Genomic DNA, 17,941 nt, shown 5'->3' with positions numbered 1-17,941 from the left:
ACGGAATGATCAAAGTGTTGACTCTGAGGCAAGCCCTGGGTTGCGCCACGACACCCGAGAGAAGGCCCCCGTGCACCGCCAAGCTCTGGCCATCTACCTGAACGACCACCTCGCCGGCGCCACATCAGGAGTGGAGCTTTCCCGGCGGATCGCACGGGCGCACCGCTCGTCGGCCCGCGCCGGAGAGATGCAGCGCCTGGCCGAGGACATCGCCCAGGACCGCCAGGCCCTCCTCGAAGTGATGGATTCGCTCGAGATCCCCCCACGTCGATACAAGATCTACGCGGGCTGGACCGCGGAGAAAGTCGCACGACTCAAGCCCAACGGCCGCGTAGTCCGCCGCTCGGGACTGAGTTCACTCATCGAACTGGAAACCCTACGGTTGGGCATCCAGGGCAAACACCAACTGTGGCAGGCACTGACGCAGGTGGCGCGGGAATCGAACCGCCTCGACACATCACGGCTCCAAGACCTCATGGACCGGGCCACGAACCAGATGGCAACCGTGGACAGCCTGCACGACGCCGCGGCCAGAGCGGTCCTGAGCGGAGGCAACGGCTGACGCCCGCCGATCCTTCGGCCGCGACGCTTGGTGCGCACTCCCCCACCTCGGCCGCCTCGGAGCCGTCATCGACCGGATCTGCGCGACCCGCTCTCGTCCGACGAACCCGCGGCGACGGAAATCCGGGGGCGCCCCGAATCGGGGGAAGTCTGCCCGCTCGGCATCTGCCCCTCCGGCGCGGGAGGTGTGACGCGGTCGGCACTCCCCGCGCTGTTATGAAGAGACCCGACGCACAAGGTCGGGTGGTGCCCGCTCCCCCGTGCGGGCATCCACGCAAGGGGCAGGCAAGGGCCCCCGCCGCCTGCCTCTACGTGCGGTGTGGGCAGGGGCACGGGGCCGGCCACGCCGCCGGAAGCTCCCCTGTCGCATTGGGTGGCTGCGCCTGACCGGCGTCGCCGTGATCAGAGGGTGGGTGTGCGGGTGCTGGTGGCAGAGCGATATCGGCTGAACGAGCCGGTGGGACGCGGTGCCATGGGCGAGGTATGGCGCGCCACCGACCAGACGCTGGGCCGACCGGTGGCCGTGAAGCTGCTACGGGCCGACGATGGCGGGGCGGAGGCATCCGAGCAGTTCGGGATGGAGGCGCAGACCGCGGCCCGCCTCAACCACCCGCACGTGGTCAGTATGTACGATTTCGGCTGCCACGACGGTCAGTTCTACCTGGTGATGGAGCTGGTCGACGGCTGGAGCCTGGCCCAGGAACTGGCCGCGCACGGGCCCCTGGATCCGCAGGAGGCCGCCGCGATCGGCACGCAGATGGCGGCCGGCCTGTCCGCAGCGCACCTTCAAGGCGTGATCCACCGCGACATCAAGCCCGGCAACATCATGCTCACCGCCGACCGTATCGTGAAGATCACCGACTTCGGGATCGCGCGCTTCACCGATGACGCTTCACACACCCTCGCCGCCACCGGCAAGATCCTGGGCACCGGTGCCTATCTGGCACCCGAACGCGCCGTGGGGCGCCCCGCCATTCCCGCCTCAGATGTCTACGCACTGGGCTGCGTGCTGTACGAACTACTCACCGGGCGCCCCCCGTTCCTCGGCGAGAACACACCAGCCGTCGTCCTGCAGCACGTCAACGCCGCCCCCATCCCGCCCGACCAGTTGCGCCCGGAGATACCGGGGGCACTGTCCGACCATCTCCTGCTCCTGCTTGCCAAGGACCCGGCGCAACGCCCGACCGCCGAACAGGCAGCGGGTTGGCTTGCCACCGTGGAAGGGCACTTGGACCAGGCGCCGCCGACTGACACGGTCTCCCCGGCAGCCTGGCCGGTCCCCCCAGCCTCGGCACATCCGCCGCTGTCAATGCGTTCCCGCCGCGCCGCCGGCAGGCCGTCCCGAGCCGTGATCGGTATCGCCGGAGCCGTCGCGTTCGCCGTGGCGGCCGTCATTGGCGCCGCTGCGATTGCCGGTGATGACGATCCCTCCGCTCCCGGCAACACAGCACCTTCCACGTCTACGCCCCCCAGTGAGCCTCCCCTCTCGGACGCCCCGTCGGCCATGCCGTCTCCCGAGCTGTCGTCATCCGCCTCTGATGACGACGAGGACGAAGAAGATGAGCCCGGGAAGCAGCGGAAGAAGGGCAGAGGGAAGCGCGGGGACGACTGAGGCACACGGGTCGAGGGAACCACCAGCGATCTACTGCGTGTTCCTATGTACCTCCGGAAATGCGCATGGGCGGTCCAGGTCCTGGAGCGGATGAAGTTCTAGTCGGGCAACCGCCTTGCCGTCAACTGATTTCCCATTCAGGGCAGTTCACCGAAATGGCGACCAACGTTGCGTCTCACTGACCGATTTATCCTCCCAGGTGCGCGGAGTCCATGCGGCGGTGTATAACCACCCCGCCGTCGACTGGAATTCGACGCCAACCACCGCATGAAACCGAAGCGGAAATCCTTGCCGCCGCGGCAGGCGTCGTCGCTGGTACAACGAGCCACTGCCTCGGGTCCGTTCGGCCGGGCCGCCCGCACATGCGAATTGCCGTCTGCTGCCCAGTTCACGCTCGCTGATCAACCGCACACGAGGGATGGGGACATGAGTCCGAGAAAAGCACGCACGCGTACGCCGCTGCACCGCAGACGCACCACCTGGCTGGCGGCCGCGGCAGTCGCGCTCAGCGGCACCGGGGTGACAGCCATCGCGGTCACAGGGGGCGCCGAGGGGACCGACCGCGTCGACGGGGCGCGCCCGGCGAAGGCGCACACCCTGGCGCTGGACGGCAAGGACCCGAAGAAGCGCACGCTTCCGCGCACCGAGACGCAGTCGTTCTCGCTGGTCGGGGTGTCCTGGGAGGACGAGGCGGACGGCTTCGAGGGCACCGCCCAGATACGGACCCGTGATGCCAGTAGCGGCAACTGGGCCGATTGGCGGGACCTCGACTTCGACGTACGGGCACCGGAGTCCACCGAGGGCGACGCGACCGGCGTACGCGGCGCCTCCGAGCCACTGTGGGTCGGCACCTCCGACGCGGTCGAGGCGCGAGTGGTGGCCGACGGCGCGGAGACCGCGGTCCCCGAGGCACTGCGCCTCGACATGATCGACCCGGGCGAAACCAAGGCGAGAGGCAACGGCAAATCCTCGCCGAAGCCCAGGAGCACTGGCACCTCCGGCGAGACAGCCCCCTCCCCATCAGCCTCGACGAGTGACCCGGCACCGACGCAGGAGCCTACGCAGGACCCGACGGCGCCCCCGCCCCCGGTGCCGTCCGCGCCCCCGTCGCCGTCGCCGGACGTGTCGGACGTGCCCACGGCCGCCCCGAGCGGCCCCGCCCCGAGCGGCCCGGCCGCGAGCGAGGCCCCGGCTGAAGACCCCACCACCGGCCCCACGGATGAGCCGGCTCCCAGCGGGGACCCGGTCCCGGACCCCACCGTGGACCCCTCGGACGAGCCCACGGCCACCCCCAGTGACCCGGCTCCCAGCCAGGACCCGACAGAAGGCCCCACCACCGACCCGACCGCCGAGCCCACAGACGGGCCGACCCAGGCTCCGGACCCGACACAGCCCCCGGCTCCCACCGCGCCCGAGATCGTAAGCCGCGCCGACTGGGGCGCCGACGAGTCACTCGTACTGGACCCGCCCACGTATCTGAACAAGGTCGACGCGGTCTTCGTCCACCACACCGCCGGGACGAACGACTACGCCTGCGCCGACTCGCCCGCCATCATCCGCGCGATCCTCACCTACCACGTGAAGACGAACGGCTGGAACGACATCGGCTACAACTTCTTCGTCGACAAGTGCGGCACGGTCTTCGAAGGCCGCGCGGGCGGCGTCGACCGGCCCGTACTGGGTGCCCACACCTATGGCTTCAACAGCTACTCCTCGGGCGTCTCCGTCCTCGGTGACTACGAGAACGGCGGCACCCCGACGGCCGAGGCCAAGAAGGCCGTCGCCGAGATCACGGCCTGGAAGCTCGGCCTGCACGGCGTGAATCCGCAGGCAAAGGTCACGCTGACGGCCGCCGCCGACACCGGAGTCTGGAAGAAGGGCGACGCGGCCACGCTGAACACCATCTCCGGCCACCGCGACGGTTACGCCACCCTGTGCCCGGGAGCGAGCCTCTACTCCGTGCTCCCGGAGATCCGGACGGCCGCCGGCAGCTCGGTCTACGCCACGCACTGACAGTCGCCCGGCCGGGGCTCTCCCCTGTGAGAGGCCCCGGTCGTGGCGTACGGCTGTCGCAGCCCTGTCGCGCCGGATGCATCTGGCGGGGCAGGGCCGCGACAGCCGTACGGCTGTCGCCGAGATTCTGGGGTTTTGAGAGTGCCTCTCTCAGAAAGCGTTGACGCAATCTTCATCTCGCTGTGATCTGCGCCGTCTAGCGTCCGCCGCATGTCCAGAATTCGCCGCCTGCTGCCTTCGGCCGTGGCCATCCTCGCCCTCACCGGCACTGTCTCGTGCCAGGTGACGGGCGTGGAAGCCGCCGCGGCCGAGGATTCCGGCACGCCGCCTCAAGCCTCGACTTTCAGCCAGGCCGAGCCCGCTGCGGCCCAGTCGTCGCCGTCTGCCGCGCCCTCACCGATGGGCACCGATGAAACAGTGAACACGGCCTTGGACGCGTTGCCCGGCGGCTCCGGCAGTTACACGATCGCCGTCGAGGATCTTGATGGCCGGGACTCGGTCGTATACGGAGCGGACGCGGGCGACTACGACACCGCGAGCATCGTCAAAGTCGACATCCTTGCGGCCCTCCTGCTTCGGGCCCAGGATCGCGGAACGTCGCTCACCGCGCAGCAGAAGCGGCTGGCCTCCGCGATGATCCGCAGCAGCGACAACGCGGCCACGGACGCACTCTGGCAGACAATCGGGGGCGCCCAGGGCCTCGACGCCGCGAACGAACGCCTCGGCCTGACGGCGACCGTCGCAGGTAAGGCCGGACGGTGGGGCCTGACCCAGACCACCGCCACCGACCAGCTGCTCCTCCTGGAGGCGGTCTTCGGCGACAAGTACCCGCTGACCCCCGCCTCGCGCGCCTACGTGCAATCGCTGATGAGCGATGTCGTGGCGGGCCAGCGGTGGGGGATATCCGCCGCCGCCGGGGCCGGGAGCACCGTGGCCCTCAAGAACGGCTGGCTGCCGCGTACAGCGACGGGACTGTGGGACGTGAACAGCATCGGGCGTATCCACTACAAGGGCCACAGCCTGCTCGTCGCGGTCCTGTCCGACGGGCAGTCGTCTCAGGGGGCCGGCATCAACCTGGTGGAGCAGGTCGCGACCACCGCTGTGAAGGCCCTCGTCAACAGGGCCTAACACAATGCCGTTGCGTCAGATCCGGGCTTACGCTGCTGGCGGGTGGGGGTGCGGGTCATCGCCTACCGCCTGGACGGGGTCCCTGGCGCCGGTCGGGACCGTTATCGCCTGGTTGCCGACCTCCAGGCCACGGAAACCGGCCAGGTAGCCCCCGGGCCGGAAGCCGCTTCCGCCGCCCCCAACTCCTCGGCGGCCTCATCAGCGAATACCAACAGGCAGCCTGAACCTGCCCATGGAAACGATCTGGTCATCGGCCCGAACTGGGGTTTTCACGCGGGACACCACGAGCAGGTCCGGTCGAAAGCCGTAACGCAAACGGCATTGGGCCTACGCATGGGGACGGCCAGGAATGCGCTGCCGGACGCGGAATGCCCGTACCACCGCCAGGACCATCACTGCGAGCGCCACCGGCACCAGCAGGGCCAGCGGGAGCAGACCGAAGCCGAGCGTCATCTCGAGCGCCGGCGGCTTGTTGCTGCCGTCCACCGCCCACAGGGCGGAACGCAGCCACCCGGCGGACACCAGCACGGTGAGTGAGAGCAGCAGCCAGTAGGCGGCCGACGCGCCCGCCCATCTGCGTACCGCCGCCGTTGACCTGGCATGCAGCCGGCGGCGCAGTACGTGCAGGGTGATCGCGGTGATGAAAAGCGGCGTGATGAGGGAGAAGTGCCAGGTGGTGTCGAGGGCCCATTGATAGGACTCCCAGCCGGGGCTGGCCGGGGTCAGATCCGGGTCGGGACGGCGCAGCTGGGCGTCGACGGCATCACGGCCCATCGCCATCACGAGAAGTGGCATGAGCGCGACGAGACCGAGGAGCGGTTTGCCCAGCGGCCCGTGCGTCGCCCAGGCAGTGCCGGTGAGCGGCGGGGCGGGCCGGTGGCTCTGCGGGGAGAGCTGGTACGGCACCGGGGACCACTGGCCTTGGGGTATCGGCTGCCCGGCGTGCTGCCCCCCACGCTGCCGGCCGGCCGCGGCGGCCTGTCCGCCACCGCCCGGCGCGGGCACCCGGCCGTACGAGACGGGCGCCTCGCCGTGCCGCGTCGGCCGTGCTCCGAAGGGCGTCGGCGGCGGGCCGAACTCCTGGCGCGACTCCAGGCCCAGCACCCACGCGGTCTGGCGCGCCACCGACGCCGTCAGTGGCGCCGGCAGCCAGTCGGGTCCTGCGGCCGCGTGCGCCCCGGCCCGCGCGACGAGCTCCGCGAGAGACGGCCGCTGCGCCGGGTCCTTCGCGAAGCAATCGCCTATCGCCTCAGCAAAAGCCGTCGGCACAGCGGTCAGATCGGGCTCGTGGTGTACGACGCGGTAACCGAGTTCGGGCCCCGCGGCGGAGCCGAAGGGGTTACGCCCCGTGGCCGCGTACGCGAGGAGGACGCCGAGCGCGAAGACATCACTGCGCTCGTCCACCTCCTTGCCCTCGACCTGCTCGGGCGACATGAAGCCGGGCGAGCCGACGACCAGGCCCGTGCCGGTGAGACCGACGTCGTCGGCCGCGCGCGCAATGCCGAAGTCGATGAGACGGGGGCCGTCGAGCGCGAGCAGGACATTGGACGGCTTGAGGTCCCGGTGTACGAGACCCGCGCGGTGCACGTCGGTCAGCGCCTCGCCCAGGCCGCCGAGCAGCCGCCACAGCGTGGGCACGTCCAGCGGTCCGTGCTCGTGGACGGCTTCGGCGAGCGAGGGGCCCGGCACATACGCGGTGGCCAGCCACGGCACAGCGGCCTGCGGCTCGGCCGCCACCACAGGGGCGGTGCCTCGGCCGGACACCGACTGACAGGCGCGCACTTCACGAGCGAAACGCGCCCGGAACCCCGCGGCGCCCGCCATGCCCGCGCGCACCGTTTTCAGCGCCACTGTGCGACCGCCCGGCGACCTGGCCAGATACACGCGGCCCATACCGCCCTCGCCCAGCACGAACAACAGACGGAAGGCGCCCACCTCCCGCGGATCCTCAGGTGACAGGGGCTGCACTGCGACCCTCCAACGGCAGTTCGAGCGGCCACATCCTCGCATGCCGTCTCACCCGGCATGACACATCGGGGTGGCGGGCGCCTCTGTTGCGCCGGCGCGCGAGCTCTCTTCCGCTCCAGGGGTCGGATCGCAGTCATGTCCCCCTGCCGGGCCCGTGCAAGGGGACGGGGCAGGGGGCTTCGAGTTTCGTGAAGGACGTGTTACTAATCCGGTTTCAATGTCTGCGCCGCATGGTTGCTGATTCTTCACAGACTTGAAGGGCGGATGCATTCGGTCGGGCAAATCCGGTCAGAGGCGGCGTACCCGGGTGGCTATACCGTGTCCGATCAGCAGGTAGATCACGGCGGGCAAGCCGTAATTAAGGAGGACGCGGAGGCCATCCGTGTCCATTGTGAAAATGTCCTGTGACCACCAAGCCAGCCAGTCCGCCACGCCTTCCACGAACTCGACGAAAACGTTCGCCTGGTTTGCTTCGAGCAGGAAGAGCAGGATCCACAGGCCCAGGAACACTGCGGCGACGTCCGCGATCGTGTGGATGATCAGGGCTGCCCGACGTGCGGAGGAGCCGTCCCCGCCGCGTGAGTAGCGGTGGTCGCCGCCCGGGTTGGGGCCGTATTGATGGTTTTCCGGCAGGGGTTCGGTGTTACTCACTGGAGTCCCAATCTGACGCGTACGCCGCCTCGACGGTACGGAAGAGCGACCACTGCACGGCGTTACCTCCCCCACAGGAGTAATCCTGGCCGTGGCCACATTTACGGGGCGCTGCCCGCGCCCCTACGTGGAACTGCGTCGCAAGCGGATTACGCGTTACACAGCCACCGCGATACGTCCGATATCGACGGCTACGGGAATTCCTTACAGCACCGTCAACTCAGTACTCCGGCTGGTGCTCCGGTCAGTACACCGGTGGGAAAGTTTCCACGATGGGCTGGGTCCGCTCATGGCGTCGCACCCACTCAGCGCACCGGGATGATGTCGGGGGCGCCGAGCCGTACCGCGTCGGCGGTCTGGTCGTCCGGCTGCTGCTGGGCCTCGCGTTCTGCCGCCACCCGCTTCAGGTAGTGGTCGACTTCGCGGTCCTGTCGCGCTCGGTCCCACCCCAGTGGAGGTGCCATTAGTTCGGCGACGGTATGCGCCGCGTCCGCACCGCGGTCCCAGGACTCGATGGAGATGCGGGTACGCCGGGCGAGCACATCCTCCAGATGGCGGGCTCCCTCATGGGTCACCGCGTAGACGGCTTCGACGCGCAAATAGTCGTCGGAGCTCGGCAGCGGTTCGCCGAGCGAGGGGTCGGCCGTGACCATCTCGAGCAGTTCGTGCACCAGCGAGCCGTAGCGGTTCAGCAGGTGCTCGATACGGGCGACATGCAGCCCGGAGCGCCGGGCGAGTCTGTGCCGGGAGTTCCACAGCGCCGGATAGCCGTCGGCGCCGAGCAGTGGAACGCGGTGGGTGACGCACTCGGCCACCTTCTCGTCCAGACCGCGGGCCGCCTCGTCGACCGCGTCCTTGGCCATCACCCGGTAGGTGGTGTACTTGCCGCCGGCCACGACGACGAGCCCAGGGAGCGGATGCGCGACCAGGTGTTCCCGGGAGAGCTTGCTGGTCTCCGCGGCCTCGCCGGACAGGAGCGGGCGCAGACCGGCGTAGACGCCCTCGACGTCCTCCGCGGCCAGCGGCGTGACCAGCACGCGGTTGACGTGTTCCAGTAGGTAGCTGACGTCCCTGGAACTCAGCGCGGGATGGGCCTTGTCCAGCGTCCAGTCGGTGTCGGTCGTCCCGATGATCCAGTGCCGTCCCCAGGGGATGACGAACAGGACGCTCTTCTCGGTGCGCAGGATCAGCCCGGTGTGGGAGATGATCCGGTCACGCGGGACCAGCAGATGCACGCCCTTGGAGGCCCGCACGTGGAACTGGCCGCGGGTGCCGGCCATGGTCTGGGTGTCGTCGGTCCAGACGCCGGTCGCGTTGATGACCTGCTTGGCGAGCACCTCGGTCTCGTTGCCGGTCTCGAGGTCCGTGACCACGGCTCCCACTACGCGCTCGCCCTGGCGCAGGAAGCGGCTGACGCGGGTGCGATTGGCGGCCAGTGCCCCGTAGGCGGCTGCCGTGCGGGCGAGGAACATGGTGTGCCGGGCATCGTCGACCTGGGCGTCCCAGTACTGGATCGCGCCGACCAGGGCGTCGGAACGCAGCGCCGGCGCAGCGCGTAGCGCATGGCGCTTGAGCAGGTGGCGGTGGCGGGGCAGGCCGCTGGAGGTGCGGGAGGCCGAGGCCATGACGTCGTAGAGCGCTACGCCGGCACCGACGTACGGGCGCTCCCAGACCCGGTGTTGCAGGGGGTAGAGGAAGGGCACGGGTCGCACCAGATGCGGGGCCAGGACCTGGAGCAGAAGTCCCCTCTCCTTGAGGGCTTCGGCGACGAGCCGGAAGTCCAGCATCTCGAGGTAGCGCAGTCCGCCGTGAATCAGTTTGCTGGAGCGGCTGGAAGTGCCCGAGGCCCAGTCGCGGGCTTCGACCAGGCCCACTCGCAGGCCCCGGGAGGTTGCGTCCAGGGCTGCCCCGCAGCCCACGACACCGCCACCGACGACGAGGACGTCCAGCTCACCTGCACCCATCCGGGCGAGGGCCTTCGCGCGTGCCTCGGGCGAGAGAGCCACCGGATTCGCCATCGGTCTCTCCTCCTCGTGCTGTGGTCGTGCGCCGCCGCGGTCGTGCGCGGCGCACGTGGCCGGGGGCGCACGTGGGCGCCCCCGGCGTGGGCCTATTCGACCTTGGCCCAGTCGAGCGTGCGCTCCACCGCCTTCTTCCAGCCCGCATATCCTTCCGCGCGCTGCTCCTCGGACCACTCGGGTTCCCAGCGCTTGGACTCCTGCCAGTGGGTGCGCAGTTCGTCGGTGTCCTGCCAGAAGCCGGTGGCAAGACCGGCCGCGTAGGCGGCACCGAGCGCGGTGGTCTCGGCGACGACCGGGCGGCTGACCGGTACGCCGAGGACATCGGCCTGGATCTGCATGCACAGGTCGTTGGCCGTCACGCCGCCGTCGACCTTGAGCACGTCCAGGTGGACCCCCGAGTCCTGTTCCATGGCCTCCACCACGTCCCGGCTCTGGTAGCAGATGGCTTCCAGGGCGGCCCGTGCCAGGTGGCCGTTGTCGTTGTACCGGGCGAGGCCGACGATCGCGCCGCGGGCGTCGGAGCGCCAGTACGGGGCGAACAGGCCCGAGAAGGCGGGGACGAAGTAGATGCCTCCGTTGTCCTCGACCGTGCGGGCCAGGGTCTCGCTGTCGGCCGCGGTCTTGATGATCTTCAGCTGGTCACGCAGCCACTGCACCGCGGACCCGGTGACCGCGATGGAACCCTCCAGGGCATAGATCGCCGGACTGTCGCCGAACTGGTAGGCCACGGTGGTGAGAAGGCCGTGCTGCGAACGGACCAGTTCGGTGCCGGTGTTGAGCACCAGGAAGTTGCCGGTGCCGTAGGTGTTCTTGGCTTCGCCGGGCGCGTAGCAGACCTGTCCGACGGTTGCCGCCTGCTGGTCGCCGAGCACTCCGGTGATGGGGATGGCGGCGCGCAGTGGCCGGGACGTACGGGTTTCGCCGTACGCCTCCCGGTGGGAGGACGGTTTGATGGTGGGCAGCATCGACCGGGGGATGTCGAAGAAGCCCAGCAACTCGTCGTCCCAGTCGAGGGTTTCCAGGTTCATCAGCATGGTGCGGCTGGCGTTGGTCACGTCGGTGGCATGGATTCCGCCGTCGGGGCCGCCGGTGAGGTTCCACAGCACCCACGCGTCCGTGTTGCCGAAGATGGCATGGCCCTGGTCCGCCGCCTCGCGGACGCCGTCGACGTTCTCCAGAATCCACTTGATCTTGCCGCCGGAGAAGTAGGTGGCGGGCGGCAGGCCGGCCTTGCGACGGATGACGTCGCCCTGGCCCGAGCGTTCCAGGGCGGCCGCGATGGAGTCGGTGCGGGTGTCCTGCCAGACGATGGCGTTGTAGTAGGGACGGCCATTGCGGGGGTCCCAGACGACGGTCGTCTCGCGCTGGTTGGTGATGCCGATCGCCGCCAGGTCGGACGGGGACATGTCTCCGTGCCGGAGGGCGTTTTGGATCACCGAGTTGGTGCGTTCCCAGATCTCCACCGGGTCGTGCTCGACCCACCCCGAGCGCGGGAGGATCTGGGCGTGCTCCAGTTGGTACTTCGACACCTCGTTGCCGTCGTGGTCGAAGATCATGAAACGGGTGCTGGTGGTTCCCTGGTCCACCGCGCCGACGAAGTCCGGCATGGCTGCCGCCTCTCCTGTGGGATGAGCTGGGTTGCGGCCTCACGCAGGGCCGATCAGTCCTTGGGGGGCGGGACACGTCCGGGCGGCTCGGGCTCCGCGGTCGGCAGGAACCGGCCGACGAAGAACTTGTAGAGGAACGCTCCGACCACGCCGCCGATCAGCGGACCGATGATCGGCACCCAGAAGTAGAAGTTCCCGTACTGATCTCGCCACGCTCCGCCGTATCCGGTGATGAAGCTGGCCAGCCGGGGACCGAAGTCACGCGCGGGGTTGATCGCGTAACCCGCGTCGGTGCCCCACGCCATGCCGATTCCCACGACGACGAGTCCGATGATGAACGGGGCCATGTTGGCACCGGGGGGCGTGTTGAGGAGGTCCGTGATCGCCATGATCATCAGCAGCAGGATCGCGGTGCCGATGATCTGGTCTCGCAGCGCGCCCCATTCGGTGACCGGCAGATTCGGGTTGCCGTTGGCGGGCAGCGTGGAGAAGACGGTTTGCGTCTTGATGGTGTGACCGGGGTCCGCCTTCGCCAGCGCCTCGGTGTAGTTCCAGCGCACCAGCAGGGCTGCCACGAAGGCGCCGGCCGTCTGGGCAAGCGCGTAGGGCGCCACCTTGCTCCAGGGGAAGCCCCTGAATGTCGCCAGGGCCAAGGTCACCGCGGGATTGAGGTGGGCACCACTCAGTCTCGCTGCCACATAGACGCCGAGGGTGACGCCGAGACCCCATGCCCAGGCGATGCTGTCGTGGTCTCCGAGGCCGCCCGGTGGGTCCGTGAGGGCTCCACCGGCGACCACTTGGGCCACCACACCGCAACCGAAGAGGATGAGGATCATGGTGCCGGCGAATTCTGCTGAAAGCTCGCCAACCAGCCCTGATCGTTTAAGCCGCTCAGCCATGGGAGCTCGCTTCCCGCCGGCTTCAGGACCGGCCGTCCACCTGCCCGAGTCCCCCGAAAAGCATCATAGAACGATCAAGAGCCAGCCGCATGCGCGGTCAGCAGCCCTGCCAGGTGGCAGGCGGCACGCCGCCGCGCGGGCCGGTGCATCTCGGGCACGTACGCCAACCAGCGGCCCCCTTGGCATGCGTCATACAGACCGTTGGCGTGCGTCATACAGCACGAAGTGTTCTCCGGATACAGCACGAAGTTTCTCCCGGTCCGCATGCGCGGCCGAGGAGCCAGTCGCGGCGTGCATGCCTTCGTGGAGAGTGACCGGCTCATGCTGCGTCCGCGCTCCGATCCGGCGCCGACCCCTGTGCGTAGGTCGTATTGCGCCGGGTACTCGGCAGTTGCCGCCGGCGTGCGGCCTGTCCGCGAAGGACGGGCCCGGGCGGCCGCGGTTTCGGGCAGCGAGTGGCGTCGACGGGCAGGAGTTCAACAATCCACGCGACACGTTGGCTGAAGTGGGAACTGAGCGCCGTAGGCCGGACGATAGGTTCTGCGATGCGGCAGCCGGGTCCGGAACGTGACAGGGTGGCGCAGTCCCTCAAAGCTGCCGCAGCGGCGATCGCCGCTTGGGCGCTGACCGGGTGGTGGCTCCAGGCTCCGTTGGCTCTGATGGCGCCGTGGACTGCGATCGCGCTCGTCGAGAGCACCGTCTACCGGTCGTTGCGGGCAGGGTTTCAGCAGCTCGCGATCATCGTTGTGGGTACCTTGTGGGCGTCAGCCTCAATGACTGTCACCGCCAACAGCACCCTGTTCTCAATGCTCGTCACGCTGCCGTTCATGCTGCTGATCGGTAACTACCGCAGGCTCGGAAGCCAGGGCATCTACGGCGCCACCACGGCCCTGTTGATCATCACCTACGGCTCCTCGACTCTCCCCGACGTAGGTCACCGGCTCCTGGAAACGCTGATCGGCGCCGCGGTCGGCATCGCAGTCAACGCTTTCATTCTGCCGCCGGTGCACCTGCGCAGCGTGCGAGACAACCTTGAGCGTCTGGCCCGCGGCAGCGGCGCACTACTGGCCGACATTGCGGAGGGACTACGCGAGGAAGAGGCGCTGACCACCGCGGATGAGTGGCACGACCGCGCCTCGCGGCTCACCCAGAAAGTACGTGCTCTGGCTGATGCCCGGCAGTGGGCAAGAGAGAGCTACCGCTTCAACCCGGGCCGGCACCTGCGCCGCGCCGGACCACCACCGCCCTCCACTGACGAGGACGCGGTGTGGGAGCGTATAAGCAGCCGCCTCGTGGCAGTCACCCACACCCTGGCGGCTGCCGCAGACAGCAAGACGCAGCTGACCACCCCGTCCCCCGCCTACCTCCGCCGATATGCCGCAGTGCTGGAGCAGGTCGCGATCGCGTGTATCGCCAATGCCGAACTGTTCCAAGGCCTCGACCAGCCAGGGCCGGTGCGCGACCGGCGCGAGAAGGCTCTGAAAAGCGTGTGGGGCACCCTTGACAGCCTCACCAGGGATTTCGAGCAGGAGAGGGGCACAGCGGCAGCGGTGGGAGGGGAGCTTCTGGTCGAAGCTCAGCAGCTCCTGAGTGAGCTGGCACCCGAGACGGCGGCGGCCCGAACTGCGTAACTCGTGGCCAACGCCTGGCTCGCCGCAGAGGGTTTCGACGTGCCTGGTGAACCACACCGTGCTGCCGGAGTGGAGGGCTGGAGGTCGCCGGGGCGGCGTGAAGACAGGGACCACCGACAGGTGCCCCTCCCCGCGGCGAACGCCTCAGGCCGACGCAGCCAACGACACCAGCTGCTCCAGCTTGTCGAAGCTCTGGGTCCAGCCTTCCTCGTGCAGAGCTCGGCGCCGCTCAGTGGCGAAGTCGCCCTGGGTGAAAACCAGCTCGGTCGATGTACCGCCGGCATCGCGAAGGGACAGCGTCACCACGGTTTCCCGATCCTCGGGATCGGGATCCTCCCACCGGAACGTGTAGGACAGGCGTCCCGGAGGGTCGACCTCATGGAATTCCCCCACCAGGTAGAACAGATCGCCTTCCGGAGGCTGCATCGCGATCCGGTAACCACCTCCTGGCCGAAGGTCGCTTTCCACACTCGGGGTGGTAAACCCGTCAGGGCCCCACCACTTGGCCAGTTCCTGCGGTTCGGTCAACGCTCGGAATACGACCGGGCGCGGCGCGCGGAGGACACGCTGCATATGTAGTCTCAGCCCGCCATCGTGCGTCACCACGAACCTCCTCCAACCGAAGGCGTCGAGATTGACCACCACACTCATCCTATGTATCCCCGCCGTAGACCGCGATCTCGCAGGTCAGCAGCAGTGCGAGGACAGATTCGGCCACCGTTGACCACCATTCGGCATTCACTGGCGCACGGGAATTCCCACGGAAAGCTCTTGCGTTCTTGGTGACCGATCGACAACTTCTCCCGGGCCGCCGTAACTACTCGTTGCCGATTATTTGATGAGGCCGAAAATCATTACCCGGGTTCGCCGAATGGAATGGGCCGGCCCAGGTGATTCAGCGGGCAGGCCGACCCTGCCTGAAGAGCCCGTCCGGAACTCGCGCCGGGTCCGGATCCGGCCCAACCTGGAAGCAGCCCCTCGATGTACGAGGTCTCGTGTACGAAGGAGCTGACGGCCATGACGACGTCTCCGGCGACGTACGACCCGGTGAGAGTGGATGCAGCGCTGGAAGCGCCGCTGTCGCGCTGGTTGTGGCTGGTGAAATGGCTGCTCCTGATCCCCCACTACATTGTGCTGATCTTCCTGTGGATCGCCTTCCTACTGGTCAGCGTGGTCGCGTTCTTCGCCATTCTGATCACGGAGCGCTATCCCCGGCCGCTGTTCGACTTCAACGTCGGGGTACTGCGCTGGACCTGGCGGGTCTCCTTCTACGGGTACGGGGCGCTGGCCACCGACCGCTACCCGCCGTTCAGTCTCGGCGCCGAGCCCGACTACCCGGCCCGGCTGGACATCGCTTACCCGGAGCGGCTCTCCCGCGGCCTTGTCCTGGTGAAATGGTGGCTGCTCGCCATTCCGCACTACATCGTGATCGGCTTCCTCGTCGGCGGGTTCCGCGCCGACTGGTGCGGCGGCGGGCTTGTCCACGTGCTGGCCATCATCGCCGCCGTCATCCTCGCCTTCACGGAGAAGTACCCGTGGGACCTGTTCGACCTCGTCGTCGGGCTCAACCGCTGGGTGCTGCGGGTCGCTGCCTACGCGAGCTTGATGACCGACGCGTATCCGCCGTTCAGGCTGGACATGGGCGGTTCTGAGCCGGCTGCCCGGCTATGACGGCGGCACTGGTGGGCAAGTTTCCCGAGGACACGGTGGGCGCGCTGCCGGCCGAGGGCGCCCCGGCTTCGCCCTGGTGACCGCGGTCCGCGGCCGCGGCCGCGGCGACATCGCAGGTCCCTTGCTCGGGCACCTGTTCGGAGGGGTGTTCGCGGGTGTATGAAGGTGCCACTCCTTCCCAGTGCTCTCATTCGCAGTGCTCCCATACAGGGGCTTCAGCCCAACCACCCCAGTCTCGGCCCGTCCGAGAATGGGGACGTACGCACCCCGACGCCGCTGTCACCAGCCCACATCGGCTCCGTCGGTCGACTTGAAGGGGCGTCGGCCATGCCCGCGAAAACGAAGAAGAGATCAGCAACAGCCGCCTTCGCGATGCTGATAGCGGCATTCGCCCTCGCCATACCGGGGTGCCAGGGCGGCGAAGGTACGCAGCCGCCCGATCAGCACACCCCGTCCACCGGCGAATCCGCGCCCGGCTCCCACATCCTCGCGGTCAAAATCGACAATGTTGCGCCGGCCCGGCCCCAGACAGGGCTCGACAAGGCGGACATCGTCTACGTCGAGCAAGTCGAGGCGGGGCTCAGCCGAATACTGGCCGTCTACTCCACCAATCTGCCGCCCGTCGTCGGCCCGGTGCGCAGCGCCCGTGAAAGCGACCTGGAGCTGCTTCGGCAGTTCGACCGGCCCACCCTCGCCTTCTCAGGGGCACAGACCAAGCTCTTGCCAGTCATCGAGGCAGCCCCTGTGAACGCGATCCCGCCGGAGAAGGCACCGGACGCGTACTTCCGCAGCCGGGACCGAGCCGCCCCCCACAACCTCTATCTGCGGCCCCAGCGCGCCAATCACGACACACCTCGCATGAACGCCGCCGAGTACGCCGGCTTCGACTTCGGTCCCCCGCCGCCGGGCGGAAGACCGGTGACCGAGCGCAGCGTCCGATACCCAGCCGCACGCTTCGGCTTCACCTGGTCGCCAACCCGACAGCAGTGGCTCGTAGCCATGGACGGGACCCGTTCCCGCACACCGGCAGGGCAGCAGCTGGGTGCGGCCACCGTCGTCGTGCAGTACGTGACGGTGCGCCCGTCGCGCTTCCACGACCGAGGGGGAAACACATCTCCGTACACCGAGACCGTGGGCTCCGGCACCGCGCTCGTCCTGCGCAACGGCAAAGCACACGAGGCCAAGTGGGAGCGGGACACCGCCGCGTCCGGGACGGCCTTCACGACAGCTGACGGCAGGCCCATGGCGTTCGCCCCGGGACAGATCTGGATCGTTTACGCGCCTCGTTGACCCGGGTCCCGGTGGGAGGACCGGGCCGGTGTTCCGATCGCGCCCTCTGCGATGACCGGCAGGCCGGGGACGGACCTCCCGCCGACACTTGCCATCCTGTACACCCACAACCGGGGCGTGGCGCAGGGCGCCGAAAGGGCGGGAGGGGCAGATGGGCGGTGACATTGACCGGGGACGCGTGTTGGTGGTGGATGACGACCCGGCGATCCGGCGTTCGCTGGCGCGGGGACTGCGGTTGGCCGGATTCGCGGTGGCCCTGGCCGAGGGAGGGCAGCTCGCCCTCATCCACGCGCGCCGGGAGCCGACGGATGTCGTCGTGCTGGACATCTCCATGCCCGGCCTCAGCGGAATTCAGGTGTGCCGGGCGCTGCGCGACGACGGTAACGACGTACCTGTGCTGATGCTTTCGGCACTGGATGAGACGACGGACCGCATCGCCGGGCTGCAGGCCGGTGGCGACGACTATCTGGTCAAGCCGTTCGCATTGCAGGAGTTGGTGCTGCGGCTGGAAGCACTGTTGCGGCGGCGGCCGCCGAGGGCCACGGACGTGGTGCGTATCGGCCATCTGGTGCTGGATCCCGCCGCGCGCGAGGCGCGGCTGGGCGATGAGTTGCTGACGCTGACCCGGCGGGAGTTCGAGTTGTTGGAGGTCCTGGCACGCAATGCCGGGATCGTACTCACCCGGAGCCAGTTGCTGGAGCGGGTCTGGGGATACGACTTCGACGTACGCACGGATGCCGTCGACACCTTCGTCAGCTACTTGCGACGCAAGCTGGAGAGCGGCGGCAGGGCACGCTTGATCCATACAGTGCGGGGAGTCGGCTTCGTGCTGCGCTCTGACAGTGATCGCTCGGACAACGATTGTCCGCACAACGGCCGTCCGGACAAC

At 68.6% G+C, this 17,941-nt stretch carries 13 protein-coding genes and 1 pseudogene; 8 read left to right on the top strand and 6 right to left on the bottom strand.

Annotation, left to right across the window (positions count from 1 at the left end):
* Positions 1-70: 70 nt before the first annotated feature.
* The 4 genes from J7E87_RS22080 to J7E87_RS22065 all read left to right on the top strand — a co-directional run bounded on the left by J7E87_RS22080 (position 71) and on the right by J7E87_RS22065 (position 5,314).
* On the top strand, positions 71-562 hold the full coding sequence (locus J7E87_RS22080) for a hypothetical protein (protein ID WP_215096216.1): 492 nt from the start codon (positions 71-73) through the stop codon (positions 560-562).
* A gap of 426 nt (positions 563-988) precedes the next feature.
* Positions 989-2,173: a serine/threonine-protein kinase gene (locus tag J7E87_RS22075; protein WP_308313009.1), complete on the top strand. Its 1,185-nt coding sequence runs from the start codon at positions 989-991 to the stop codon at positions 2,171-2,173.
* A 426-nt stretch (positions 2,174-2,599) separates the two neighbouring features.
* A complete protein-coding gene (locus tag J7E87_RS22070; RefSeq protein ID WP_215096215.1) occupies positions 2,600-4,186 on the top strand; it encodes a peptidoglycan recognition protein in 1,587 nt (528 codons plus the stop codon).
* Between the two features lie 210 nt (positions 4,187-4,396).
* Positions 4,397-5,314: a serine hydrolase gene (locus J7E87_RS22065; protein WP_215096214.1), complete on the top strand. Its 918-nt coding sequence runs from the start codon at positions 4,397-4,399 to the stop codon at positions 5,312-5,314.
* A gap of 327 nt (positions 5,315-5,641) precedes the next feature.
* Here J7E87_RS22065 and J7E87_RS22060 read toward each other — a convergent pair whose 3' ends face one another.
* The 5 genes from J7E87_RS22060 to J7E87_RS22040 all read right to left on the bottom strand — a co-directional run bounded on the left by J7E87_RS22060 (position 5,642) and on the right by J7E87_RS22040 (position 12,460).
* Entirely contained in the window at positions 5,642-7,249 is a 1,608-nt protein-coding gene (locus J7E87_RS22060; protein ID WP_215096213.1) for a serine/threonine-protein kinase, read from the bottom strand.
* 321 nt (positions 7,250-7,570) lie between these two features.
* Positions 7,571-7,933 carry a hypothetical protein gene (locus tag J7E87_RS22055; RefSeq protein ID WP_215096212.1) on the bottom strand — a complete coding sequence of 121 codons (363 nt, stop codon included), beginning with the start codon at positions 7,931-7,933 and terminating at the stop codon, positions 7,571-7,573.
* Positions 7,934-8,238: 305 nt separating this feature from the next.
* Positions 8,239-9,951, bottom strand: a complete 1,713-nt coding sequence (locus J7E87_RS22050) for a glycerol-3-phosphate dehydrogenase/oxidase (protein ID WP_215096211.1) — start codon at positions 9,949-9,951, stop codon at positions 8,239-8,241.
* Positions 9,952-10,043: 92 nt separating this feature from the next.
* A complete protein-coding gene (gene glpK / locus J7E87_RS22045) occupies positions 10,044-11,561 on the bottom strand; it encodes a glycerol kinase GlpK (protein ID WP_215096210.1) in 1,518 nt (505 codons plus the stop codon).
* Positions 11,562-11,614: 53 nt separating this feature from the next.
* Positions 11,615-12,460 carry an MIP/aquaporin family protein gene (locus tag J7E87_RS22040; protein WP_215096209.1) on the bottom strand — a complete coding sequence of 282 codons (846 nt, stop codon included), beginning with the start codon at positions 12,458-12,460 and terminating at the stop codon, positions 11,615-11,617.
* A gap of 575 nt (positions 12,461-13,035) precedes the next feature.
* On the opposite strand from J7E87_RS22040, the gene J7E87_RS22035 reads away from it, so the two are divergent.
* On the top strand, positions 13,036-14,091 hold the full coding sequence (locus J7E87_RS22035) for an aromatic acid exporter family protein (protein WP_215096208.1): 1,056 nt from the start codon (positions 13,036-13,038) through the stop codon (positions 14,089-14,091).
* A gap of 144 nt (positions 14,092-14,235) precedes the next feature.
* Here J7E87_RS22035 and J7E87_RS22030 read toward each other — a convergent pair whose 3' ends face one another.
* Positions 14,236-14,733, bottom strand: coding sequence for an SRPBCC domain-containing protein (locus J7E87_RS22030; RefSeq protein ID WP_308313008.1), 498 nt, complete (start codon positions 14,731-14,733; stop codon positions 14,236-14,238).
* A 375-nt stretch (positions 14,734-15,108) separates the two neighbouring features.
* Between J7E87_RS22030 and J7E87_RS22025 the strand changes: the two genes are divergently transcribed.
* The 3 genes and pseudogenes from J7E87_RS22025 to J7E87_RS22015 form a co-directional block, all read left to right on the top strand.
* Complete coding sequence (locus tag J7E87_RS22025) at positions 15,109-15,762, top strand: DUF4389 domain-containing protein (protein ID WP_215096207.1); 654 nt, start codon at positions 15,109-15,111, stop codon at positions 15,760-15,762.
* A 327-nt stretch (positions 15,763-16,089) separates the two neighbouring features.
* On the top strand, positions 16,090-17,052 hold the full coding sequence (locus J7E87_RS22020; protein ID WP_215096206.1) for a DUF3048 domain-containing protein: 963 nt from the start codon (positions 16,090-16,092) through the stop codon (positions 17,050-17,052).
* 151 nt (positions 17,053-17,203) lie between these two features.
* A pseudogene (locus J7E87_RS22015) lies at positions 17,204-17,896 on the top strand (response regulator transcription factor); the annotation flags it as partial.
* Positions 17,897-17,941 lie beyond the last annotated feature (45 nt).

This window comes from Streptomyces sp. ISL-1 (genome assembly GCF_018614585.1).
In the GTDB taxonomy this organism is placed as follows: domain Bacteria; phylum Actinomycetota; class Actinomycetes; order Streptomycetales; family Streptomycetaceae; genus Streptomyces; species Streptomyces maoxianensis.
The sequence above is the reverse complement of the archived record's forward strand: the minus strand, read 5'-3'. Positions and strand labels throughout refer to the sequence as shown.

Coding starts and splice junctions, on each gene's coding strand:
- J7E87_RS22070 (WP_215096215.1), top strand. CDS start 2,600: ATGAGTCCGAGAAAAGCACGCACGCGTACGCCGCTGCACCGCAGACGC.
- J7E87_RS22065 (WP_215096214.1), top strand. CDS start 4,397: ATGTCCAGAATTCGCCGCCTGCTGCCTTCGGCCGTGGCCATCCTCGCC.
- J7E87_RS22050 (WP_215096211.1), bottom strand. CDS start 9,951: ATGGCGAATCCGGTGGCTCTCTCGCCCGAGGCACGCGCGAAGGCCCTC.
- glpK (WP_215096210.1), bottom strand. CDS start 11,561: ATGCCGGACTTCGTCGGCGCGGTGGACCAGGGAACCACCAGCACCCGT.
- J7E87_RS22040 (WP_215096209.1), bottom strand. CDS start 12,460: ATGGCTGAGCGGCTTAAACGATCAGGGCTGGTTGGCGAGCTTTCAGCA.
- J7E87_RS22025 (WP_215096207.1), top strand. CDS start 15,109: ATGACGACGTCTCCGGCGACGTACGACCCGGTGAGAGTGGATGCAGCG.
- J7E87_RS22020 (WP_215096206.1), top strand. CDS start 16,090: ATGCCCGCGAAAACGAAGAAGAGATCAGCAACAGCCGCCTTCGCGATG.